The sequence below is a fragment of the Lentzea sp. DG1S-22 genome (assembly GCF_036321065.1).
GTDB lineage: Bacteria > Actinomycetota > Actinomycetes > Mycobacteriales > Pseudonocardiaceae > Lentzea > Lentzea jiangxiensis.
Map to the genome: position 1 here is coordinate 638,932 of NZ_CP143276.1, position 23,177 is coordinate 662,108.

General features: G+C 72.7%; 23 protein-coding genes. 17 read left to right on the plus strand and 6 right to left on the minus strand.

Annotated elements, in window-relative coordinates; translation table 11 throughout:
• Positions 1–23 precede the first annotated feature (23 nt).
• From V1227_RS02925 to V1227_RS02935, 3 genes are read left to right on the plus strand one after another with little or no spacing between them, the layout of a single operon-like run.
• On the plus strand, positions 24–1,631 hold the full coding sequence (locus tag V1227_RS02925) for a hypothetical protein (protein WP_329790904.1): 1,608 nt from the start codon (positions 24–26) through the stop codon (positions 1,629–1,631).
• A gap of 45 nt (positions 1,632–1,676) precedes the next feature.
• Positions 1,677–2,255 carry a TetR/AcrR family transcriptional regulator gene (locus tag V1227_RS02930; RefSeq protein ID WP_329790905.1) on the plus strand — a complete coding sequence of 193 codons (579 nt, stop codon included), beginning with the start codon at positions 1,677–1,679 and terminating at the stop codon, positions 2,253–2,255.
• Positions 2,256–2,257: 2 nt separating this feature from the next.
• The gene (locus V1227_RS02935) at positions 2,258–3,397 is read left to right on the plus strand and encodes a GDSL-type esterase/lipase family protein (protein WP_329793946.1); all 1,140 of its coding nucleotides are present in this window, start codon (positions 2,258–2,260) and stop codon (positions 3,395–3,397) included.
• Between the two features lie 65 nt (positions 3,398–3,462).
• On the opposite strand, the gene V1227_RS02940 is transcribed toward V1227_RS02935, so the two are convergent.
• Positions 3,463–3,813, minus strand: a complete 351-nt coding sequence (locus tag V1227_RS02940) for an ATP-binding protein (RefSeq protein ID WP_329790906.1) — start codon at positions 3,811–3,813, stop codon at positions 3,463–3,465.
• Between the two features lie 194 nt (positions 3,814–4,007).
• On the opposite strand from V1227_RS02940, the gene V1227_RS02945 reads away from it, so the two are divergent.
• The 8 genes from V1227_RS02945 to V1227_RS02980 all read left to right on the plus strand — a co-directional run bounded on the left by V1227_RS02945 (position 4,008) and on the right by V1227_RS02980 (position 10,527).
• Positions 4,008–4,859 carry an STAS domain-containing protein gene (locus V1227_RS02945; RefSeq protein WP_329790907.1) on the plus strand — a complete coding sequence of 284 codons (852 nt, stop codon included), beginning with the start codon at positions 4,008–4,010 and terminating at the stop codon, positions 4,857–4,859.
• Positions 4,859–5,221, plus strand: coding sequence for an STAS domain-containing protein (locus tag V1227_RS02950; protein WP_329790908.1), 363 nt, complete (start codon positions 4,859–4,861; stop codon positions 5,219–5,221). Before V1227_RS02945 ends, V1227_RS02950 begins: the two co-directional genes overlap by 1 nt.
• Positions 5,221–5,634 carry an ATP-binding protein gene (locus V1227_RS02955; RefSeq protein WP_329790909.1) on the plus strand — a complete coding sequence of 138 codons (414 nt, stop codon included), beginning with the start codon at positions 5,221–5,223 and terminating at the stop codon, positions 5,632–5,634. The genes V1227_RS02950 and V1227_RS02955 overlap by 1 nt, the downstream gene beginning before the upstream one ends.
• Positions 5,631–6,659, plus strand: a complete 1,029-nt coding sequence (locus tag V1227_RS02960; RefSeq protein WP_329790910.1) for an ATP-binding SpoIIE family protein phosphatase — start codon at positions 5,631–5,633, stop codon at positions 6,657–6,659. The genes V1227_RS02955 and V1227_RS02960 overlap by 4 nt, the downstream gene beginning before the upstream one ends.
• Positions 6,656–8,383 carry an ATP-binding response regulator gene (locus tag V1227_RS02965; protein ID WP_329790911.1) on the plus strand — a complete coding sequence of 576 codons (1,728 nt, stop codon included), beginning with the start codon at positions 6,656–6,658 and terminating at the stop codon, positions 8,381–8,383. Before V1227_RS02960 ends, V1227_RS02965 begins: the two co-directional genes overlap by 4 nt.
• Complete coding sequence (locus tag V1227_RS02970; protein WP_329790912.1) at positions 8,380–9,948, plus strand: fused response regulator/phosphatase; 1,569 nt, start codon at positions 8,380–8,382, stop codon at positions 9,946–9,948. The genes V1227_RS02965 and V1227_RS02970 overlap by 4 nt, the downstream gene beginning before the upstream one ends.
• Positions 9,945–10,328, plus strand: a complete 384-nt coding sequence (locus tag V1227_RS02975; protein WP_329790913.1) for an ATP-binding protein — start codon at positions 9,945–9,947, stop codon at positions 10,326–10,328. Before V1227_RS02970 ends, V1227_RS02975 begins: the two co-directional genes overlap by 4 nt.
• Before the next feature lie 61 nt (positions 10,329–10,389).
• Positions 10,390–10,527 (plus strand): hypothetical protein, encoded by a 138-nt coding sequence (locus V1227_RS02980; protein WP_329790914.1) that lies wholly within the window; start codon positions 10,390–10,392, stop codon positions 10,525–10,527.
• Positions 10,528–10,715: 188 nt separating this feature from the next.
• On the opposite strand, the gene V1227_RS02985 is transcribed toward V1227_RS02980, so the two are convergent.
• Entirely contained in the window at positions 10,716–13,340 is a 2,625-nt protein-coding gene (locus V1227_RS02985; protein WP_329790915.1) for a SpoIIE family protein phosphatase, read from the minus strand.
• A gap of 249 nt (positions 13,341–13,589) precedes the next feature.
• Here V1227_RS02985 and V1227_RS02990 point away from each other — a divergent pair, with 249 nt between their 5' ends.
• On the plus strand, positions 13,590–14,684 hold the full coding sequence (locus V1227_RS02990; RefSeq protein ID WP_329790916.1) for a glycosyltransferase: 1,095 nt from the start codon (positions 13,590–13,592) through the stop codon (positions 14,682–14,684).
• Positions 14,685–14,731: 47 nt separating this feature from the next.
• On the opposite strand, the gene V1227_RS02995 is transcribed toward V1227_RS02990, so the two are convergent.
• Complete coding sequence (locus tag V1227_RS02995) at positions 14,732–16,009, minus strand: cation:proton antiporter (protein WP_329790917.1); 1,278 nt, start codon at positions 16,007–16,009, stop codon at positions 14,732–14,734.
• A 191-nt stretch (positions 16,010–16,200) separates the two neighbouring features.
• On the opposite strand from V1227_RS02995, the gene V1227_RS03000 reads away from it, so the two are divergent.
• A complete protein-coding gene (locus V1227_RS03000) occupies positions 16,201–17,223 on the plus strand; it encodes an LLM class flavin-dependent oxidoreductase (RefSeq protein ID WP_329790918.1) in 1,023 nt (340 codons plus the stop codon).
• An 82-nt stretch (positions 17,224–17,305) separates the two neighbouring features.
• Here V1227_RS03000 and V1227_RS03005 read toward each other — a convergent pair whose 3' ends face one another.
• On the minus strand, positions 17,306–18,262 hold the full coding sequence (locus V1227_RS03005; RefSeq protein ID WP_329790919.1) for a pyridoxal-phosphate dependent enzyme: 957 nt from the start codon (positions 18,260–18,262) through the stop codon (positions 17,306–17,308).
• Between the two features lie 277 nt (positions 18,263–18,539).
• On the opposite strand from V1227_RS03005, the gene V1227_RS03010 reads away from it, so the two are divergent.
• Positions 18,540–19,058 (plus strand): DMT family transporter, encoded by a 519-nt coding sequence (locus V1227_RS03010; protein WP_329790920.1) that lies wholly within the window; start codon positions 18,540–18,542, stop codon positions 19,056–19,058.
• Positions 19,055–19,483, plus strand: a complete 429-nt coding sequence (locus tag V1227_RS03015) for a DMT family transporter (protein WP_329790921.1) — start codon at positions 19,055–19,057, stop codon at positions 19,481–19,483. The genes V1227_RS03010 and V1227_RS03015 overlap by 4 nt, the downstream gene beginning before the upstream one ends.
• Here the strand turns inward: V1227_RS03015 and V1227_RS03020 are convergent.
• Entirely contained in the window at positions 19,480–19,896 is a 417-nt protein-coding gene (locus tag V1227_RS03020) for a DUF3592 domain-containing protein (RefSeq protein WP_329790922.1), read from the minus strand. The genes V1227_RS03015 and V1227_RS03020 overlap by 4 nt on opposite strands.
• A 230-nt stretch (positions 19,897–20,126) precedes the next feature.
• Between V1227_RS03020 and V1227_RS03025 the strand changes: the two genes are divergently transcribed.
• The gene (locus V1227_RS03025; protein ID WP_329790923.1) at positions 20,127–21,389 is read left to right on the plus strand and encodes a GAF domain-containing protein; all 1,263 of its coding nucleotides are present in this window, start codon (positions 20,127–20,129) and stop codon (positions 21,387–21,389) included.
• A 219-nt stretch (positions 21,390–21,608) separates the two neighbouring features.
• On the opposite strand, the gene V1227_RS03030 is transcribed toward V1227_RS03025, so the two are convergent.
• Positions 21,609–22,592 (minus strand): helix-turn-helix transcriptional regulator, encoded by a 984-nt coding sequence (locus tag V1227_RS03030; RefSeq protein WP_329790924.1) that lies wholly within the window; start codon positions 22,590–22,592, stop codon positions 21,609–21,611.
• 108 nt (positions 22,593–22,700) lie between these two features.
• Between V1227_RS03030 and V1227_RS03035 the strand changes: the two genes are divergently transcribed.
• Entirely contained in the window at positions 22,701–23,162 is a 462-nt protein-coding gene (locus V1227_RS03035) for a VOC family protein (protein ID WP_329790925.1), read from the plus strand.
• Positions 23,163–23,177 lie beyond the last annotated feature (15 nt).

Genomic DNA, 23,177 nt, shown 5'->3' on the forward strand with positions numbered 1-23,177 from the left:
GCTCTGGGGGGATCGCAGTGGGTGTGGACGTCGACAGCTGGGGCCTGCGGGACCACTACGCCGCGGAAGAGGACCCGGACGTCCGCTACGTCATCATCCTCGTTGAAGGCCAACGGCTTCCGCACGCCGTCGTGCGACTGACCGGCACGGTGGAGGAAGCCTTCGGTCACGAGCTGCGCTGGGAACCGTCGGACCTGTTGAGCCGCGTGGAGTCCGAGCCGTCGTGGACGGCACGTGACGCGAACGTCGGCTACGCCAACGGCTTCCTCGTCGAGATGATCCGCGTGCTCCGTGCCCGGAGGCACGAGTCGGAGTTGGCGGACTACAAGTACTACGCGAGCTTCAAGCACGCCCTCGGCGTGCTGGACCTCGACAACGCCGACCGGCTGATCCGCCGCCCCGAGGGCAGCGTCGAGGAGGAGTACGCCGGCCACGGGACGTGGGAGCGGTCCGGCAAGCTCCACCGCATCGACTCCGGCGACGACCCGGACGAGGCGTACGTCGCGATCAGCGAGTCCGAGGCCCTGCGGCTCAAGGAGCTGATCGACGACAGGTGGGACCGCGGCTGCAGCCACCACGTCGTGTTCGTGGACCGGAACCCGGTCGCCGTCGTCGTCAAGGTGCGCGCCAGCCCGGACGACGAACTGGCCTGCACCGGCGAGGCGGAGCCCCAGCCGTCCCGGCTGCTCGACCAGGCGACGCGGGAGCCGCGGATGAACGCCGTCGAGGTCGGCATGGAGAAGGCCGTCGAGATGATGGCCGCGCTCACCCAGCGGCGCCGCCTGCGCGACCAGGCCACCCTGACCGGTGGCTTCGCGCTGTTCGACAGCCTGACCGACGTCCTCGACCCGGACGCGGCCACCGAGGTGGTGCCCGCGCGCGAGGACCGGCAGCGGATCTCCGCGCCCCTGAGCCCCCGGGAGGCCGAGCAGATCGGCCTGCGCCTGCACGTGCGGCATGCCCGCCGCACCGCCGAAGCGGTCGGCGGCCACCACCACTTCGCCGTCTTCTCGCGACTGGAGGACGTCGTCGACCCCGTCATCGCGTCCTCGGTGATCCGCGTGGACCCGCACGGCCACTGGGAGATGTACCTGCGTGGGGGAGTGTGGCTGCGCACCCCGAACCCGTCGAGGCTCATCACCCTGCCGCTGGGCAGGTCCGGCCTCGACCGCGTCACGCGCGCGCTCGACGACCGGCGGCCCCGCTACTTCGAGGTCCGCGGGCCGCAGGGCCGGGTGGCGCTGCTCCGCCTGGCCGGGAGCACCGAGGAGTCCGCGCGCGACCTCCGGTGGGAGCCCTCGGCGTTGCTGTCGCGCCGGCAGGACGAACCGGACCGGGTCATCACCGAGTACGACGAGGAGGCCATGACCCTGGCGAGGTACTACAGGGCGAGCAGCGAGAGGACCGAGCGGCACCGCGGCGACGCTTGCGGGTACTTCGCGGTCTTCGCCGACTTCGCGGCCGCGCTGGACTTCGAGCGCGCCGAGGCGGTGGTGCGGCGCGAGGACGACGTCGACGAACGGCACGTCGAGCGCGGCCGGTGGGTCCCGACGGACCTGTTGTCCCGCAAGCCGAACATCCCGTACCTCGCCGTGAGCGAAGCCGAGGCGGAACGGTTGCGTCAGACCTGACCTAAGACCAGTAGGCCGAAGCCTAAAGGGCATAGGCTGGGTCGCATGCGCCAAGCCCTGACCGCACCGGCTGTGATCGCCGAAGCAGCCACCCTGGCCGACGAGCAGGGCTTCCAGGCCGTGACCCTCTCGGCGGTGGCACGACGCCTGGGCGTGCAAGCCCCCAGTCTCTACACCCATGTCGAAGACCTGGAAGCCCTCAGGGACGGCATCACCGCACGAGCCCTGGCCGAACTGTCCGCCGAGATCAGCGTGGCGATAGCCGGAAGATCCGGCAGGCAGGCCCTCCAGGCCTTCGCCGACACCCACCGCGGCTACGCGCGGGCGTTCCCGGGCCGCTGGCAGTCCCTCCAGCGCAGGGCCGGCCGGCCGGTGGTCCGCTCGGACGCGGCCAGGAGCATGGCGGAACAGGCCGGTGCCGTCCTCAGGGGCTATCCGGTGCCCGCGAGCGAGCGCGTGCACGCCATCCGCCTGCTGGGCAGCACGATCAACGGCTTCCTGTCCCTGGAACGCACCGGCGGCTTCGACCACAGCGAGCCGGCACCGGAGGAGTCCTGGCGCAGAACGGTGGCCGCCCTCGACGCCCTCCTGAACGCCTGGCCCACCACCCGGGACGAGACGTGACCATGATCATCACCCCGCTGACCGACGAGATCGTGCGAGGCGCCGCCGAGCTGGAGCGGACCAGCCGGGGCGTCCGCCCGCACCGCCTCCCCACCTGGGTCCGCACCCGGTTCCCGGACCCCCAGCTGCTCGGCGCGGAAAGCCGCCCGGCAGGCGTGCGCCTGGTGTTCGCGACGAAGGCCACCACGATCGAGCTGGACCTCCACACCACCTATGTCTCGTACACGGGCGTCAGCCGCCCACGCGGTTATGTCGACCTGGTCGTGAACGGCGATCGAGTCGCGAGCGGCCAGGTCGGCGGCGGCGACCGGATCGAGATCGACCCGGAGACCGGAGCGACGCGGCTCCACGCGGGCGTTCCGTGCACCACCAGGTTCAGCGACCTCGGCACCGACGAGAAGCACGTCGAGCTCTGGCTGCCGCACAACGAAACCGTGGACCTGCGGGCCCTGCGCACCGACGAACCGGTCACGCCGCTGACCTCGGCCAGGCGGATCTGGCTGCACCACGGCAGCTCGATCAGCCACGGGTCGAACGCCACGACGCCCACCCGGACCTGGCCCGCCGTCGCGTCCCGCCTGGGGGACGTCGAGCTGCACAGCCTCGGCTTCGGCGGCAGCGCGCTGGTCGACCCGTTCGTCGCCCGCGTGATGCGCGACAGCCCCGCCGACCTGATCAGCGTGAAGCTCGGCATCAACGTGGTGAACTTCGACGTGATGCGGCTGCGGGCGTTCGTGCCGGCGGTGCACGGGTTCCTCGACACGATCCGCGACGGCCACCCGGAGACGCCGCTGGTGCTGATGTCGCCGATCTTCTGCGGCGCCTACGAGGACACGCCCGGCCCCGGCCGGATGGACCTCGACGGCCGGGGCGGGGTGCGCTTCTCCGCGACCGGTCCGCACGGCCCGGCGCCGCAGCTCACCCTGCGGGTCGTCCGCGAAGCCCTGGAGTCGCTCGCCGGGCGCCGGGAGGAGGACCCGAACCTGCACCACCTCGACGGCACCCGGCTCTACGGCGAGCAGGACGCGGCCGAGCACCCGTTGCCGGACGCGCTGCACCCGGACACCGCCGCGCACGAGCTGATCGGAGAGCGGTTCGCCCGGTACGCCTTCGCACCGGGCGGCCCGTTCGCGACCCGGTGAGCGCTACCGCCCGCACCCGGCCACGCCCGGCACCGCGATCCCGAGCTGCCACGCCGTCCGACGCGTCACGGGGTCGCGGTGCAGGGCACGACCGCCCACACGGCTTTACCGGTCTGCTGGGGCGTCACGCCCCAGCGCTCGGAGAGCTGGTCGACCAGCACGAGGCCGCGGCCCCGCACCGAGTCCGGGGAGGACGGTTGCAGCGCCGGGGGAGTGGCGGAGGCGTCCTCCACCACGACCTCGACGCCGCCCGCCGCGCCGGTGCGGCGCAGCCGCAGGCGCGCGGGGAACCGGCCGTGGTCGTAGACGTTCGAGACGAGCTCGGTCACGACGAGCTGCACGTCGAGCAGGTCGTCCTCGTGCAGCGACGGCAGTGCGGTGCTCGCCCACCGGCGGACCACGGCGATGTCAGGCACCTCACTGTCCAACTCCAGCACGTGGGAGGAATCAGGAGGGTCGTCGACGACGGCCAAGAGCGTGCCTTCCTGTCTCTGGTGAGCAGGCAGGAGTTACCTCCGGGACGAAGCCCCTAAACGTGGTGACCACCTGTGGTGGTTCCCGGGAGCACAGCTAGTGTCTGCGAAGTGGTTGACCGTTTGAGGAGGACTTGGTGACTTCGGACGCAGGGCACGCGCAACGCTTGACCGAGCTGTTGCGCACGAATGCCGAGTCCTTGATCGACAAGTGGGTGGACGCGGTGGCCGCCCTGCTGCGGGGACGGTCGACCAAGTCGGAGCTCGAGTCCGACTTCAAGGAGTTCTTCGCGGCGCTGCTGCCCCTGGTCGGCAGTGACGGCCGGAACACGGGCGGGCCGGAGTTCGCCGAGATCCGGTCGCTGCTGGAGGAGTACTCGCGCAACCGGGTGCGGTCCGGCTTCACGCCGTCGGAGACCGCGTCGAGCGTGTTCTCGCTCAAGCGCGAGGTCTTCGGCCTGACCGAGGGCGACGAGGACCCGGAGCTCTTCCGCCAGGTGCTGGAGTTCTCCAGCCTGCTCGACGCCCTCGGCCTGCTGACCTTCGAGTTCTACGCGCGGGCGCGCGAGGAGATCATCCGCGAGCAGTCCGAGCAGCTGCTGGAGCTGACCACGCCGGTCGTGAAGATCTGGGAGGGCGTGCTGGCGGTGCCGCTCGTGGGCACGCTCGACTCCGCGCGCACCCAGGTCGTGATGGAGAAGCTGCTGGAGATGCTGGTCGAGACCGGCTCCGAGCACGCGATCATCGACATCACCGGTGTGTTCGCCGTGGACACCCAGGTCGCGCAGCACCTGCTCAAGACCGTCGTCGCGGCGCGGCTCATGGGCGCGGAGTGCATCGTGTCCGGCATCCGCCCGCAGATCGCGCAGACGATCGTGGCGCTGGGCATCGAGTTCGGCGACATCGTCACGAAGGCCTCGCTGGCCGACGCCCTGCGGCACGCGCTGCGCCGGGACGGCGTGGACGTCGTGCGCCGCGAGGTCGTGTGATGGAACGCGTCCCGATTCTGAAGATCGGCGGCGTGCTGCTCGTCTCCATCCAGATCGACCTGCAGGACCAGAGCGTGCTGGCGCTGCAGGAGGACCTGGCGGAGAAGATCAGCGCGACCGGCGCCCACGGCGTGGTCATCGACATCTCCGCGGTGGAGATCGTCGACTCGTTCATCGGCCGGATGTTCGCCACGATCGCCTCGATCTCGCGGCTGTTCGACGCCGACACCGTCGTGGTGGGCATGCGTCCGGCCGTCGCGATCACGCTCGTGGAACTGGGTCTCACGCTCGGTGGCGTGCGCACGGCGCTGAACCTCGAACGCGGCATGAAGATCCTGGAGCAAATCCGGCGGGACGCCTGATGCCGCCCCGGTCCGACGGCCCGGAGGAGCTGTCGATCGCCGGCGACGACGACGTGGTGCGCGTGCGCCAGCTCGTGCGCACGTACGCGCAGCAGACGAAGCTGTCGCTGGTCGACCAGACGAAGCTGGTCACCGCGGCCAGCGAGCTCGCCCGCAACACGCTGATCTACGGCGGCGGAGGCTTCGCCCGCGTCGAGGAGGTCAACGACGGACGGCGCGCCGGCGTGCGCGCTTCGTTCCACGACGAGGGTCCCGGAATCCCCGACCTCACGCTCGCCCTGGCCGACGGCTGGAGCAGCGGGAGCGGCCTCGGCCTCGGACTGAGCGGCGCCCGCCGCCTGGTCGACCAGTTCGACCTCGACACCGAGGTCGGCCGCGGCACGGTGGTGACAGTGGTCAAGTGGAAGAGATGAGCACCGCGACCTGCCTGCCGCTGGTGCGCGACGAGGCCTGGCTGCCGGTCGAGGAGACCGCCCACGTGGGCAGGGTGCGGCGGACGGCCACGGCGCTCGCCGAACGGCTCGGTTTCTCCGAGTCGCGCGCCGCCGAGGTCGGTCTCGCGGTCACCGAGATCGGGACGAACCTGCACAAGCACGCCCGGCAGGGCGTCGTGCTGGTCAGGTCCGTGCGCGGTGAGCGGGACGCGGCGGTCGAGGTCCTGGCGGTGGACCGCGGCCCCGGCATCGGCGACCAGGCCCTGGCGTGGCAGGACGGGCACTCCACCGCCGGCACGCTGGGCGTGGGGCTCGGCACGGTGCGCCGGCTCGCGTCGAGTTGCGCCATGACGTCGCGCCTGGGCGGGGGGACGTCGCTGGTCGCGCGGTTCGCGTCCCGGGCGGGGTGGGCACCCGACTGGGGCGTGGAAAGCGCCGCCGGGGTGACCAGGCCGATCAAGAACGAGGACGTGTGCGGTGACGCGTACGCGGTGTGCCGCGGCTCCGACCGGCTGACGCTCATGATGTGCGACGGCTCGGGCCACGGACCGCTGGCGGCCGCGGCGTCCGATGCGGCCGTGCGGTACTTCCAGGCGAACGCGTCCCTGCCGCCGGACCAGATGGTCACGAGGCTGCACGCGGCGTTGCGCGGCACCCGCGGCGGAGCGGTGGCGGTCGCCGACGTCGACCTGGTCGCGCGGACGGTGCGCTACTGCGGACTCGGCAACATCGCCGCCGCGGTGCTGGCGGACGGGCGCAAGCAGGGCATGATCTCGGTGCCCGGCGTGGCGGGCCACCAGGCGCGCACGATCCGGACGTTCGACTACGCGCTGCCGGACAGCGCGGTGGTGGTCCTGCACTCCGACGGCCTCACCGAGCGCTGGGGCGTCGACCACGGCAGCGACCTGGTCAACGACCCTCCCGTGCTGATCGCGGCGACACTGCTGCGGGAAGCCGGTGTCCGCAACGACGACGCCTGCGTGCTCGTGGCCAGACCGACATGACGACGACCGAACTGCTGCGCCTGGTGATCGGCGACGAGCGGGACGTGTTCCTGCTGCGTCAGCGCGGTCGCCAGGTCGCGGCCGCCGTCGGGCTCGACGGGCAGAACCAGGTCCGCGTGGCGACCGCGCTGAGCGACATCGGCCGGGAGCTGGTGCGGCAGGACGTGAGCACGACCGCGGTCTTCCGGCTGCGGCGCACCCGTCCCTCCGCGCTGCTCGTCGAACTGTCCTGGCAGGCCGGGGTGACGGTGTCCGGACCCGGCTGGGACACCGCGACCAGGTTGATGGACGAGCTCGTCGTGACGGCGAGCGGCGCGACGCTGGTGAAGAACGTGCACCACGTGGTCGCACCGGACGAGAGTCTTCTCCGGGAACTGCGCGAGGACAGCGGCACCAGTGCGCTCGACGAGCTGCGCACGCAGAACCAGGAGCTCCTGGAGACGCTCGAGAACCTGGAGGCGAAGAGCAAGGAGCTCGAACGCCTCAACGACGAGCTCGAGGAGACCAACCGCGGCGTCGTCGCGCTCTACCAGGAGCTGTCCGACGAACTGGAGCAGACCAACCAGGGCGTCGTCGCCCTGTACGCGGACCTGGACGCGAAGTCCGCCGAGCTGCGGGACGCCGCGGCCGCGCGCATCCGGTTCTGGTCCAACATCAGCCACGAGCTGCGCGCGCCGATCAACTCCGTGGTCGGCCTGACCCGGTTGCTGGCCGCTCCCGGCGGCGACCCCCTGACCGCCGACCAGCGCCACCACGTCGACCTGATCAACGAGTCCGCGGCGACGTTGCTCGCGCTGGTCAACGAGCTGCTCGACACCGCCAAGGCCGAGTCGGGCAGCCTGCAGCCCCGGATGGCGCCCGTCGCGCTCGACTACGTGATCACCCAGCTGCGCTCGGCAGTGCGGCCGATGCTGCGCTCCGGTGACGTGAGCCTGGTCGTGGACGCGATCCCGGACCTGCCGTCACTGGTCACCGACGAGACGATGCTCGTGCGGATCCTGCGCAACGTGCTCTCCAACGCGGTCAAGTTCACCAAGCGCGGCGAGATCCGCTTCACCGCGGAGAAGGGACCCGGTCCGGACGAGATCCGGTTCGTGGTCAGCGACACCGGCATCGGCATCCCGCCCGAGGAGCAGAGCCGGGTGTTCGAGGAGTTCTACCAGGTGCCGAACGCGCTGCAGGTCGGGGCGAGCGGCACCGGGCTCGGCCTGTCGTACGCGCGCAAGCTCGCCGAGATCCTCGGTGGCACGCTGACGCTGAGCAGCACCCCGGGCATCGGCACCGAGGTCGTGCTGACCCTGCCGACGGCGAAGGACGAGTTCGCGCGGCCGGCTCCCGTCGCGTGCGCGCTGATCGCGGACGGCGACGAGAAGACCCGCGCGCGGCTGCGCGACGCGGTGCGGGACATCGCCTCAGAGGTCGTCGAGGCCGAGGACGGCCGCACCGCCCTGAACCTCGCGAAGGCCCGGCGGCCCGACCTGGTCGTGGTGAGCGCGAGCGCGCCCGTGATGAGCGGCAGCGCCGTGCTGTCCGTGCTGCGCCTCGACCCGGACCTGCGGGCGGTGCCCGTCGTCGTCGTGTCCGGCGACGACCCCGGTGGTCTCGCCCGCAGCGTGCACAGCCTCGGGGCCGCGATGGTGCACGAGTCGCGGATCTCCCCCGAAACGGTGGGCCGCGCGATCAGGGACGCCCAGCTCACGGCGCGCAGAACGGAGGGTCGATGAACCCGTCAGCCATGGGCGGCGGACCGGCCAGGGTTCTCGTCGTCGACGACCTGGAGGCGAGCCGGTTCATCGCGTCCAGCTGGTTGCGCCGCAGCGGCCACACGGTCGTGGAGGCGACCACCGCGGCAGAAGCGCTCACGGCGCTGGGGTCCCAGTCGTTCGACCTGGTCCTGCTGGACGTGCACCTGCCCGACATGAGCGGCTACGACGTCACCGAGAGGATCAAGGCCGACCCGCGCACGAGCTCGATCCCGGTCGTGATGCTCTCCGCGACCTACATCGAACCCGAGGACAAGGTCACCGGCCTCACCAGGGGAGCGGACGCCTACCTCACCGAGCCCGTCGACCCCGGCGAGCTGCTGGCCAACGTCGAGGCCGCGCTGCGCTACCACCGCGCCCGCGCGCTCGCCGAACACCTCGCCGTCCGGCTCACCCGGCTCACCACGGCGACGTTCGCCATCAACGCCGCGACGACGTTCGAGGGCCTGGCCGAGGCGGCCGCGGTCGGGGCGGCGGACGTGCTCGACGCGGAGGCCACGGCCGTCCTGACCAATCCGGACGGCGTCGTCTGCGTCGCGACGGGCGGTGTGCGACAGCCGGAGGCCCGGTTCCGCCCCGGCAACGCCGACGTCGAGCAGTGGATGTCGTCGCACAACCCCGGCGTCGGCGTCACGGTGGTGGAGGCCGACTCGGTGCCGTGGCACGCGGCGGTCCCGGCCGTGGCGGCGCTGGCCCGCACGAAGCTGCGCAGGCCCCCCATCGGCATCGCGGTGCCGCCGTGGGCCGTGATCAGCGACGACGACCGCAACCTGCTGCGCCAGCTCGCCCAGGCGACGGCACTCGCGGCGGAGGGCCTGCTGACGTTCGCCGAGGAGCACTCGCTGGCGTTGACGCTGCAACGCAGCCTGCTGCCCCGCGAGCTGCCGCACAACGCCGACCTGCCGATGACGGTCCGGTACGTGCCCGCGTCGAGCAACGCCGAGATCGGCGGCGACTTCTACGACGTGATCGAGCTCGACGGCCGCATGCTGATCGCGATCGGCGACGTCTGCGGCCACTCGATCGAGGCCGCCACGGTGATGGCCGAGGTGCGCCACACCCTGCGCGCCTACGCCGTCGAGGGCCACCGCCCCGCCGAGATCCTCCGCAGGGTCGACACGCTGCTCGAACGCTTCCACCCGACCGGCGGCCTCACCACGATGTGCCTGCTGCTGGTCGACCTGGAGGCGGGCACGATGGCCGTCGCGAACGCGGGCCACGTGCCACCGCTGATCGCCGACGAGGACGGCGCCCGCTACAGCACGGTCAAGGGCCCGCTGCTCGGCATCGGCCTGGACCGCCCCGAGGCCACCGAACTGCCGTTGCCGCGCGGCACCACCGTCCTGCTCACCACCGACGGCCTGGTCGAACGCCCCGGCATCGACCTGGACGAGGGAATGGAGAGGCTGCGCGCCGCCGTCTCGCACGACGACGACATGGACGACCTCGCCGACCGCCTGCTGGCCGAGCTCGGCCAGGGCAAGCAGGACGACATCGCCCTGCTCGTGCTGCGTCGGCGCGCGTGACGCCCCCCGTCGTGGACGTGCCGGTGCGGCCGGGCATGTCGATGTCGCGGCTGCGGCACGACCTCACCACCGCCTTGGCGGACGTCGGTGAAGACCACCTCTACGACGTGCAGCTCGTGGTCACCGAGCTCGTGTCGAACGTCCTCGACCACACCCCGGGCACCGGGCACCTGCGGATCGTGCACCACCGCGACCCGTGCGTGGTGGAGGTGGAGGTGGACGACGAGTCGCCGGTCGAGCCGGTGTACGGCCGGTCCCGGCTGGGGGAGCACCGGGGACGGGGGATCATGGTGGTGGACACCATCTCGGGGCGGTGGGGGTACCGGGTGCGGGCCGGTGGGGGCAAGACGGTGTTCGCGCTGGTGGAGTGCACGGGCTGACCGCCTGGGCGCGTCGGGCGGTGGGTGATGTCGTTGCTTGCGGCGCCTCCGGCTCTCAGCCATGACGGACCTCGCCTCGGTCGTGCGCGGGCTGACCGCTGTGGCGCGGCGGCCGGTGGGCGTTGCCGTCGCGTGCGGCACCTTCGGCGGTTCCGGTTCCCAGTCGTGCCGGACCACGCCTCGGTCGCGCATGGGCTGACTGCCGGGGTGCGGGGGCCGGTGGCGTTGCCGTCGGTCGCGGCGCCTTCGCCGGTTCCTGCTCTCAACCGTGCCGGACCACGCCGCAGTCGTGCACGGGCTGACTGCCGGGGTGCGGCGGGCGGTGGGCGTTGCCGTCGCGTGCGGTACCTCCGGCGCCTCCCGCTCCCAGCCGCGCCGGACCAAGCCTCAGTCGCGCGTCGTGTGGGCGAGCCCCGACAGCTCCAGGATCCGGGCCGGCGCCCCTCCCGCGACCAGCGCCAGCTCCCGCCCCCGTCCTCTCGCGGCCGCCATCGCCTGCAGCAGCAGCGCCACCCCGGAGCTGCTGAGGTACCGCAGCCCCGTCAGGTCGACCTCCACCGGTCGCGGGTCGTCCACGTCGATCCGGCTCAGCAGCGGTGAGCGCAGCTCGTCGACCGTGGCGATGTCGAGGTCGCCGGTGAGCAGGACGACCTGCGCGCGTTCGTGCGGGACGTCGGTCAGGCCGGTGGCCGTGGTGGGCGGGACCACGCGCTTGGCGGCAGCCGGTGTGGCCGGTGGGGTGGCGGGGACGTGGAAGCGGACGGTGGTGCCCTGCTCGCCCGCGTCGAGGTCGGTCTCGTCGCTGAGCGCGCGGATCATGGTCAGGCCCCGGCCGCGGTCGCCCTTGTCGGCCGGCTGGGGGCGCCAGTGGCCCTGGTCGGCGATCGTGACGCGCACGCCGCGGCCCGACCACTCCAGAGTCGTGTCGAAGCTGCCGCCACCGCCGGGGTAGGCGTGGTCGACGACGTTCGCGGCGGCCTCGCCGATGGCGAGTTCGAGGTCGTACACCGCGTCGTCGGACATGCCCGCGGCCTCCGCCCAGGCCGTGGCGGTCCGCCGGAGCGCGGACAGCTCCGAGGCCGAGGCGGGCAGGTGGCGGTGCAGCGGCGCGGGCAGGTGGCGGGCCACGACCAGTGCCACGTCGTCCGACTGGTCTTCCGCCAGCAACGCCTCGAGGACGAGCTGGACCAGTGCCTCGGGAGGCAGGGCCGCGGCGGCGTCCAGGGCCGAGGTGAGCCTGCGGACGCCCTCGTCCACCACCTCGTCGCGGCGCTCGACCAGGCCGTCGGTGTAGAGCACGACCGAGGCGCCCGGTGGCAGCGGCGCGGAGTGTTGTGGGTGCGCCGCAACGGATCCCGCACCGAGGACGGGACCCGTCCTCCCGGTCAGCGACCGGGCTCCCGAGCCGTCGGCGACCACGGGCGGCGGATGGCCCGCCGACGCCCAGCAGAGCTCGCCCGAACTCCAGTCGAAGACGCAGCACGCACACGTGCTGCCCACCGCGCCGTTGACGCGCCTCGCGAAGACGTCCAGGCGTTGCAACGACTCCGCGGGCGAGTGGCCGTCGAGGAGGTAGCCGGCGAGCGCGCTGCGCAGCTGGCCCATGACCGCCGCGGCGGCCGGTCCCTTGCCGACGACGTCGCCGACCGTCAGGCCGACGCGCGTGCCGCCGAGCGGCACGACCTCGTACCAGTCGCCACCGATCTGGGAGTGCCGCGTGGCGGGCAGGTACCGCGCGGCGCACGTGAGCCTCGGCAGCGCCGGGAGCTCACGGGGCAGCAGGCCCTCCTGCAACGCCGCCGCGATCTCGTGCTCGCGCTGCAGCAGCAGTTCGCGCTCGGCCTCGGCGCGCTGCCGCTCGGTGACGTCCCTGCCGATCGCCTGCAGGCCCGCCGGGGTGGCCTGCGTGCTGAGCTCGAGCGCGACCTCGCTGCCGTCGGCGCGGCGCATCGTCACGACCTGGGACACCGACAGGTCGGCGGGCAGACCGTCCACGAGCAGACGGGCGATCTCGGTGCCGACCAGCTCGTCCGCCTGGTACCCGAGCAGGTGGCCGGTCGCCGGGTTGACCGAGACGAACCGCAGGTCGTGGTCCAGCACCCAGATCGCGTCCGTGGCGCGTTCGACGAGCTGGCGGTGGCGCTGCTCGCTGTCGCGCAACGCCCGGTCGGCGTGCGTGCGCTGCATCCACTCCCAGCACCGGTTCACCACCACGGACACCAGGTCGATCTCGGCCCGCGTCCAGTGCCGGACGCCGGCCTGGTGCACCGCCATCGCGGCCACGAACCGGCCGCCGCGCAGCAGGGGCAGGCAGATCACGGCGCGGATGCCCGTCTCGCGGTAGGCGGCCAGGTCCTCGGCGCCGAGCCGCTCGTCGTTCAGCGCGTCGTCCACGACCCACGGCTCACCCGCGCGCATGGCCTTCAAGGCGCCGTCGCCGAACTCCCGCATCGCGAACCGGCCCGGCAGCGGCGGCAGACCGGTGGCGTGGTCACCGCTCATGACGAAGTGGTTCTCGTCGGCCTCGGTGCGGGCGTAGGCGCAGCGGTCCACGTCCAGGTGTTCGCCCAGCAGCCTCGTGGCGAGCGACATGAGGTCTTCGGCGTCGTCGAGCAGCTGCGACTCGCGGTCGAGCCGGTCGAGGAACCGCTGCCGCTCGTCCGCCGCCTGCTGTGCGGTCACGTCGATCAGCACGCCGCTGCGGCGCGTGCCGTGCACCCGCGCCTTCTCGAGCAGCCACACGAGCTCACCGGTGGCCGTGGTGACGCGGTAGACCTTCTCGTAGTCGGTGTCCGAGCTCCAGCGCAGCCGCAGGGTCTCCTCGCGGTCGTTCGCGTGTGTGATCTTCGCCCAGAAGCCGGGGTCGTCGAGCCAGCGCCGCGCCGGGTGGCCGAGGAGGCGCTCGACCGTGCCGGACAGGTACGTCAGAGCACGGCTGTGCGACTCACCCTGCCAGACGACCACGGGGAGGTCGTCCACCAGTGCGGTCAGCTCTTGTTCCGCATCGTTCATGTACCCGCGGCCTCCGGGTGGGGTGGAGTCCACGACGCCGGCTGTTTGACGCCCTCCACCGCATCGTACGGGCATCCGACCGGTCGGCCCCGGCCCGCCTGATCTGCGGGCGCCGGAGCGGTGGGCTACGGTCGGAGGTGGGTTCAACCCGCAGCCCTCCGTCCCGGCGCCGCCGTGCGGACAGGGAGGTGCTGCCGTGCACATCGCCGGTCGGCCGTGCTTCCGCCGTTCTGAGCAGGAAGCAGGCAGATGAAGATCTCCATGGTGCTCGCCGCCGGGAACCCGCACGTCGCGGACCTTTCCGCGGCTCTCATCGCGGTAGGTCACGAGGTCACCGTCCACAGCAGCGACGCCCTCGAAACCACCTCGGCCGACGGCCGGGAGCCCTACCTGGGCGACTACGTCGACGCCCTGCGCGCCGAGTGGGACAGCGCTCCGCCGGACCTCGTGCACGCGCACCACTGGCGTCCTGGCCTGGCCGCGGTGCTCGCCGCGCAACGGGCGGGCCTGCCGGTCGTGCAGTCGCTGCACGGCTGCGGCCGGCGGACCGACGTCGGACGGCTGCTGGGCCGGGAGTCGGCGCTGGTGCTGGCGAGCTGCGAGCAGGAGATGCTCGACCTGGCCGCCGCGGGGGTCCCGCGCTCACGGATCTCGGTCGTCGCCAGGGGCGTCGACGTCGACCTGTTCAAGCCGCACGGCCCGGCCTTCGCGCGCAGCGGCCTGCGCCGCGTCGTCACGGTCGTGGACCCGTCGTCGGACAGCGGGGTGGCCGGCCTCGTCGCCGTGCTGCCGCGGCTGAAGGACGCCGAGCTGGTCGTCGCCGGGCCGATGCCGCCCGCCGCGGCGAACGCCCTGCGCGGACGGGCGCGCAGGCTCGGCGTGGAGGAACGCGTGCGGCTGCTGGGACCCGTGGCGCGTGCGGACATGCCCGCGTTGCTGAGGTCGGCGGACCTGGTGGCCTGTGTGCCGGACCGGGCGTCGTGGGACGTCTGGCCGTTGGAGGCGATGGCGTGCGGCGTGCCGGTGGTGGTTACTGACGTCGGAGGGCTCACCGACGCGGTGATCGACGGCGTCACGGGCCTCGTCGTGCCGGTCGGCGACCTCAAGCAGCTGATCAGGAGACTGCGGCTGCTCCTCGACGACGACACGCTCAGGACGTCGCTGAGCATCGCGGCGGTGGACAGGGTCGACGCCCGCCACACCTGGCCGGACGTCGCGCGCGGGGTGGACCGGCTCTACCGGCTCCTGCTCGACCCGCCGCAGCCCGTGCGTCCCCGCTCCTCCAGGAGGAGCGCGGGCGGAGCACCGGCGGCGGCCCAGACCGACGAGAACTGCACGACCTGACCGGCCAGGTCACCTGACCGGCCAGCGCCACCGCGCCCCGGTCGGGGTCAGACCGGGGTCTGGGCGGCGTTGTCCGCGCCGCCCTCCTGCCGCCGCTTGCGGTCGAGCAGCCACATGACGGGTGACGCGGACAGGCCGTGGACGAGGACGGACCCGACGACGACCAGCCCCACGATCCGCCAGATCGTGTCGTGGTCCGCGAACTGGCCTTCCTGCAGCGCGTAGGTCACGTAGAACAGCGAACCGACACCGCGGACGCCGAAGAACGCGATGACCGTGCGTTCCCGCGGCCCCGTGCATCCCTTCAACAGCCCGATCCACCCCGCCAGCGGCCGCACGACCAGCACGACGGCCGCGGCGACGGCTATCTCGCGCCAGCTCGCCCCGGCGAGCAGCCCGGTGGCCGCGGCACCGCCGAGCAGGAAGACGATCAGGACGGTGAGCATCCGCTCGGCCTGTTCGACGTAGCGGTGCAGGACCTGGTGGTAGCCGTGGTGCCGTTCCGCCGCCCTGATCGTGCAGGCGGCCACGAAAACCGCGACGAACCCGTAGCCCTCAAGCAGTTCCGTGACGCCGTACGCGAGGAACGTCGCCGCCAGTGCCACGAACCCCTCGGCGTGCTCGGCGAGGCGGAACTTCTCCGACGGCGCGGAGAAGAACAGCTTGCCCAGCAACCAGCCGATGCCCACGCCGATCGCGAGACCGCAGGCGAGCCGCCAGACGACGTCCACCCCGAGCCAGTGCCCGAGCCACGCCGACGGCGCCGCGCCCACGACGCTGATCGCGATGGCGGCGTAGGTGAACGGGAACGCCAGCCCGTCGTTCAGCCCCGCCTCCGAGGTGAGCGCGAACCGGGCCTCGTCCTCGTCCTGGTCTGGGTTCTCGGCGGGTTCGGCGACCTGCACCTCGCTGGCGAGAACCGGGTCGGTGGGCGCGAGCGCCGCCGCCAAGAGCACCGACGACGCGACACCGAGCCCGAGCGCGCCCCACCCGAGCAGCCCGACGGCGAGCATCGACAACGGCATCGTGATCGCGAGCAGGCGCCACGTGGTGGCCCAGCGACGCAGCCCCGGCGGCCGGTTGAGCGCGAGACCGGCACCCATCAGCGAGATGATCACGCACATCTCGGTGAGGTGCAGCAGCACCGTGCCGTGCTCGTCGGGATCGGGGGAGGGCAGCGCGTCGACGACCGTGAACGTGAGGGCTCCCGCGCCGAGGAAGAGCATCGGCATCGACACCGGAGCGCGGGCCAGCAGCCGGGGCAGGAGGGCGGCGGCCAGGGTCGCGAGCCCCGCGCCGGTGTAGAGCAGGGGGCCAGGATCCACTGTCGGCCTTCCGCGTCGTCGGGTGAACGGACGTGATACCCGTGCCGTAGCAGGGCAAACCGCGACGCGACGGGCGTCACGCCGGACGTGCCGCCGCGCCCGTGCCTGGCCGTCCGCCCGCGCGGAATGTCCTGAGTGGATCAGGCGTTGACAGGGCTGGACCAACTACAGGGACGGACGTACCGCACGGCATGAAGAAGATCGGTTTTCTCTCGTTCGGGCACTGGTCGGACAGCCCGCATTCGCAGACGAGGACGGCGGCGGACACGTTGCTGCAGTCCATCGACCTCGCGGTGGCCGCCGAGGAGCTGGGCGCGGACGGCGCCTACTTCCGCGTGCACCACTTCGCGAGGCAGCTCGCGTCGCCGTTCCCGCTGCTCGCGGCCGTCGGCGCCAAGACCGAGCGCATCGAGGTCGGCACCGGCGTGATCGACATGCGGTACGAGAACCCGATGTACATGGCGGAGGACGCCGGGGCCGCCGACCTCATCGCCGGCGGCAGGCTGCAGCTCGGCATCTCGCGGGGATCGCCCGAGCAGGTCGTCGACGGCTGGCGCTACTTCGGCTACCAGCCCGCCGAGGGCCAGACCGACGCCGACATGGCCCGCGGCCACACCGAGGTGTTGCTGAAGGTGCTGGAGGGCGGCGGGTTCGCCCAGCCGAACCCGCGGCCGATGTTCCCGAACCCGCCAGGACTCCTGCGGATCGAGCCGCACGCGCCGGGCCTGCGCGACCGCATCTGGTGGGGCGCCGGCTCCAACGGCACCGCGGTGTGGGCGGCCGAGCAGGGCATGAACCTGATGAGCTCCACCCTGAAGTTCGACGAGGGCGGCGCGCCGTTCCACGTCCAGCAGGCCGACCAGATCCGGGCGTTCCGCAAGGCCTGGACCGAGGCGGGCTGGGAGCGCGAGCCGCGCGTGTCGGTGTCGCGCAGCATCTTCGCCATCACCACGGACCTCGACGACGCCTACTTCGGCGGCGACGGCGAGAGCCGCGACAGCGTCGGGTTCATCGACGGCCCGAACAAGGCGATCTTCGGCCGTTCCTACGCCGCCGAACCGGACGTGCTGGTGAAGCAGTTGGCCGAGGACGAGGCGATCGCCGAGGCCGACACGCTGTTGCTGACCGTGCCGAACCAGCTCGGCGTCGAGTACAACGCGCACGTCCTGGAGAACATCCTCGTGCACGTCGCCCCGGCTCTCGGCTGGCGCTGAGGGGGCACGCTTGTCGGAATGTTGACATTCCGACAACTCGTTCCGGCTGCCCGGCACCCGAGTGGTGCCGGGCAGCGGCGTTTCAGGCGTTCGCCCACTTCACGACATCGGCGACGGCCGCGTTCCCGCCGCACACCACGATCCCCAGCCGGGCGCCTCCGCCGACGCGGTCGAGCACGGTGCGGGCGGCCGGCACCAGACATCCGGCAGCGGGCTCGGCCCACACCTTCTGCCGCTCCGCCAGCGCGATCGACCCCCGCGCCGCTTCCGCGTCCGAGACCGTCAGGACGTCCTCGAGGAGCGCGACGGCGTGGTCGTACGTCAGCTGCGACACGTGCGGCGCCGACAGCGTCGACACGACCGACGTCGGCGTGATCTCCACGGGACCGCCCGCGTCCAGCGCCCGCCGCATCGCGTCGGCGCCCTCGGTCTCGACACCCCACACGCGCACACCGGGCACGAGCGCCCGGAACGCCGTCGCCACCCCCGCCGCGAGCCCGCCCCCGCCGATGCTCACCAGCACGTCGGTGACGTCCGGCGCGTCCTGCGCGAACTCCAGTCCCACGGTGCCCTGCGCGGCCGCCACAACGGGGTCGTCGTAGGGGTGCACCAGCGTCGCACCCGCCTCCACCAGCTCGCGGAGCAGCCCGAACGCCGCCGCCAACCCGTCCGTGAGGCGCACGTCCGCCCCCGCCGCACGAGCGAGCTCGACCGACCGGGCGGGCGCTGACGAGGGCATCACGACCGTCGCCGCCACCCCCAGCTCACCCGCGACGTCGGCCAGCGCGATCCCGTGGTTGCCGCCGCTCACCCCGACCACACCCGCCGCCCGCGCCTCGTCGGACAGGGAGAGGATCTTCGCGAACGCACCGCGCGCCTTGAAGGAACCGCTGCGCTGCAACAGTTCGAGCTTCACGGTCGTCGGCACGCCCAGCAACGCCGACAGGCCGGGGGAGGGGAGGGTGGGCGTGCGCAGCACCCGTCCGTCGATCGCTTCGGCGGCGGCCAGGACGTCGCCGACGGTCAGCAGTTCAGCCACGTCGTCACCCTAATCCGAGCGGGCCCGGGGTGGCGGTCACGGGCGCAGCAGGCGTTCGCCGAGCCAGGCGAGAGATGCCGTGATCTGCTGCTGGGTCAGGCCTCGGCGCGTTCCCTGGGCCGCGGCGGGCCCGTCGTGACCTCGTGCAGGGTCTCGTCGCCGGTGTCGACCATGAGCGGGATCCTACGGCAACGAAGTGGACGTCGTGTCCGCTTGTTGTCCAGGCTGACGGACGGATATGGACACTCTGTCCGCTTATGGGGTTTCCGTGCATCTCGTGCTGTTGGCGTCCGCGTTGCTGGCCGGTGGTTTGCTGGCGGTGCAGGCGTCGGTGAACCTGCGGTTGAACAAGGCGGTGGGCACGCCCTACGGCGCGTCCACGGTGCAGCTCGGCGTCGCCACCGCGGTGCTGGCCGTGCTCGCGGTGGCGGTGGGGTCGATCGGGGCGGTGGCGCTGGTGCCGCACGTCGAGCCGTGGCACCTGCTGGGCGGGCTGGCCAGTCCGCTCTACATCACCAGCGGCATCCTGCTGTTCCCGCGGCTCGGGGCGCTCGCGGCCGTCGGGTTCTTCGTGACGGGTCAGATGTTCGCGTCCTTCGTGCTGGACCTGGTGGGGCTGCTCGGTGTTCCGCGGCAGCCGTTCTCGGGTGGCGCGGTCATCGGGGCCCTGGCGGTGCTCGCGGGCATCACGGTGATCATCCGCGCGCAGGCGGCAGGGCCGGTGCGGGGGACCGGTGCGGGCTGGATCCTGCTCGGAGTGGTGGCGGGGGCGGCGCTTCGGTGCAGGGGGCGGTGAACGCCGCGCGGCGCGGTGATCTGGGTGCGCCGATCGCCGTCGCCCTCGTCAGTTTCACCGTGGCGACGCTGACGATCTCGGCTGTGCTCCTGGTGATGCGCGCATCCGGACGCACGCCGGCGCCGCAACTGGCGCCGTTGGGGGACATGCCGTGGTGGGGGTGGCTCGGCGGGCTGTGCGCGGCGGCCTACGTCACCGCGACTTTCCTGCTCCTGCCGGAGATCGGCGCGGCCACCACGGTCGTGCTCACGGTCACGGGGCAGCAGGTCGCCTCCGCGGTGATCGACCACCGGGGCTCCTTCCGGATGCCGCGCAGACCGCTCACCGCCGTTCGCCTCGCCGGGCTCTCGCTGCTCGTCGCCGGCTCGCTGCTCGTCGCCGGCTCGCTGCTCGTCGCCGGCTCGCTGCTCGTGCAGCTCACCTAGTCGCGCCGGCGCGGGGGAGTCCACGCGACGAGGCTCGCGAACAACGCTCCGAGCGCCACCACGCCGAACATGATGCCCGCGACCCGGTGCGCCTGGTCGTTGTCGGCCAGGGCGGCGTCGGCCACCCGGCCCTCCCGGAGGTCGTACCGGACCGACACGCGCTCGCCGGGCAGGCGGGCCGGGCCGTTCTCCGACAGCGTCGCGACCTGCTTCGAGCCGTCCGGGAGGCGGTACTCGACCTTGACCGAGACGCTCTTGCCGGACTTCAGCCGTTCCTGCACCACCCCCTCGGTGCTGGCCCACGACCGCTGCTCGGCCGAGTTCTGGAGCACGACCACCACCCCCAGGACGGCACCCACCAGCACGGCACCGGCCACGAACCGGCCCGTGCGCGACTTCAACGTCTTGGCCACCACGCCTCCTCCGCAGAGGAGATCGTCGGGTGGAGCAGGAACGTCACAGCCCGAGGACTGTCCACCGCGGTGGCGAGGTCGTCCGGTCGTGGGATCCGTCAAGCGGGGTGACCTTCTCGTTGCGTACCATCCTTCGTACCGCCCGCGCGGCGGGAGGAGCAGACGGCGTCCGAGGTTCAGCAGCGTGCCCGGGACGCGTGGCGGGAGGGCGCGCCGTGAGCGTTTTTGACATGCGGGAGCCGCAAGGTTCCGTGGCGGTCGAGCAGGACGACCTGCGTGCCCTTTTCGGGCAGTCGGCGGCCGTCTACGCGGCCTTCGTGGGGCCGGAGCACGTTCTGGAGACGGCCAACCCGGCATTCCACGCCGCTGTCGGGGAAGAGCGCGCGCTGCTCGGCCGTGCCGTGGCGGAGGTGCTGCCCGAGCTGGGCGACCAGGGGTTCGTCGCGCTGCTGAACCAGGTGTACCGGACCGGTGAGCCGAGCACGGGGCGTGACGTGCGGGTCTTGCTGGGCACCGGGCCGCACGCGCGGGAGGCGTTCTTCGACCTCACCTGCGAGCCGCGCCGCGATCGCGACGGCGGCGTGGCCGGGGTGCGCGTGATCGGCGTGGAGACCACACAGGTCAAGCACGCGCAACGGCTGATGGCCGAGCACCGCGCGTTGCTGGAGCAGATCGCGCGCCAGGCGCCGCTGACCGAGGTGCTCGACGGGATGGCCCGGTGCATCGAGGAACTGGCGCCCGACGAGATCCTCGTGTCGGTCCTGCTCGCCGACGCCGACGGACGGCACCTGCGGCACGGCGCCGCGCCGAGCCTGCCCGACTTCTACAACGAGGCCATCGACGGCATCGCCACCGGGGAGGGCGTCGGTTCCTGCGGCACGGCCGCGCACCGGCGGGAACCGGTGATCGTCACCGACATCGCCACCGACCCGTTCTGGGACGACTTCCGCCCGCTGGCCGAACGCGCCGGGCTCGGTGCCTGCTGGTCCACGCCGATCCTGGCGCGCGACGGGGCGCTCCTGGGCACGTTCGCCATGTACCACCGGACCGCGCGGGCCCCGCAGGAGGCGGACCTCGCGCTGGCCAGGCTCTTCGCCGACACCGCCGCCCTCGCCGTCGAACGCCACCGCAGCGAGGTGGCGCAGCGCGAGGCGGAGGCACGGGCGGAAGCGGCGCGCAGGGCGCTGGCGGAAGCCGTGCGCGCTGAACGGGAGCTGCGCGCCGAGGCCGAACGACGCGCCGACGCCGCCGCCGAGCTCAACGCCCAGATGCGGGCCGCGGCGGCCGCGCAGGCGAACGCGCCGCACCCCGAGCACTGCCAGCTGGGCGGCACGGCCGGGTGCACCGCGGCGGCGGAGATCAAGGTCGCCGACTCGTGGGGCGACTCGGCGTGGGGGTGTCCCGCGCACGTCGAGGAGGCGTTGATCCACGTGCGGTCGGTGTTCATCGCGGGGGAGGAGATGGGCGGGCTGGCCGCCTACCTCCACCGCTGAGCTTGGTGTGGACCGCGAGGGGTGTGCTCCGTGGCCAGGGCGGCGCGTGTCGTGCGGCCTGGGGTGGGCGGGTGCGCGAATGCCTCGCGCAGCGAGGGCCGCAAGGGCACGGGTCGTGCGGCGAATGGTTGAGGCGGCGCGCAACGCGCAGCACGGACAGCCCGTCGGCAGGAGTGGCGCGGTGCGCGGCGACGGCAACCGCGCGGTGCGGCAGCCCGTCTACTTCGAACGCTGTCCGGCCGCGCGAGCGGCACGGCCCGCCAGGTCGGCGAACGCCTCGCGCAGCGCGGGCGGCCCGACCACCTCCACCTCGGCGTCGAAGCGCGCGAGCCTGGCGGCGAGCGCTGCCCACGACCACGAGCCGGTCACCAGCCGCGTCCGGCCGGGACCGGCGTCCTCCGCCGTGCCGCCGCCGGCGAAAGGCGCCACGTCGGCGAGCGGCAGGTGCAGGACCACCTCGCCCCGGCACGGCCAGGCGCCGGTCTCCGAGCCCTTGAAGCGGGCCGACAGGAACGCGGCCACGTCACCGCCGGGCACCTCGCGCGGGGTGAAGCGCGGGCCGTTCGGCACGCGCAGGGTCATGCGGTCGGCGCGGTAGGTGCGCCAGTCCTGGCGGTCCGGGCTCCAGCCGACGAGGTACCAGCGGCCCGACCGGACGACGAGGTGGTGCGGCTGCACCCGGCGGGGTGGCTGCTCGGGCGACGGAGGACGGCCCGGTGTCTCGTAGTCGAACCGCAGTTCCTCGCGGGCGCGGACGGCGGTGCTCAACGCCATCAGCAGGTCGGTGTCCACCTGGGGCCCGCGGCCGGCCGGCTCCACCTCCAGCGCGTCGATGCGGGCGCGCAGCCGGGCCGGCATGACCTGGCGGACGGTGGCGAGGGCTCGGGCGGCGGCCTCCTCGATGCCCGCCCCCGTGCCCACGGCGATCCTCAGCGCGACGGCCAGGGCCACGGCCTGGTCCTCGTCGAACAGCAGGGGCGGCACCTGGCTGCCCGCTTCCAGCCGGTAGCCGCCGTCGGGGCCCTTCACGGCGTGGACGAGGTAGCCGAGCTCGCGGAGGCGGTCCACGTCGCGGCGCACGGTGCGTTCGCTGACGCCGAGGCGGTCGGCGAGCAGGAGACCCGGCCAGTCGCGGCGGACCTGCAGCAGCGACAGCAGCGACAGCAGGCGGGCCGAGGTGGTCGTCGAGGTGGCGATCGGCATGGTTTCACCATCTCACGAGTAGCGGACGTTCCCTGTCCGGTACTGCTGACAAAGTCGTGTCCATCGCCGGAGACCTCCGGCGACGGAACGAATCGAAGGACCGAGACGATGCCGCTCAACGCTGTTGCCCACCTGAACTTCCGCGGCCAGGCGCGGGAGGCGCTCGAGTTCTACCGCTCGGTCTTCGGCGGGCAGCTCAACGTCATCACGTACGGGGACTTCGGGATGCCCGCCGAGGTGCCGGGTGCGGCCGACGTGGTGTTCGGCGAGGTCGTCGCCGAGAACGGGTTCCGCGTCATGGCCTACGACGTGCCGGGCGCGGGTGAGCCGGTCGCGCCGGGCGCGCCGACCACCCGCAGGGAGAACGGCACCACCGTCACCGAGGAGCCGTTCTTCCTGTCCGTGCGCGGGGAGACCGCCGACGAGGTCGCGCCGGTCTGGAAGGGCCTCGCCGAGGGCGGCACGGTGATCGAGGAGTTCGCACCGAGCCAGTGGTCTCCCGGGTTCGGGATGCTCGCCGACAGGTTCGGCGTCACCTGGATCGTGGACGTCGCGGTCGCCCGCGCCTGAGCCCGGTGAGGGTGG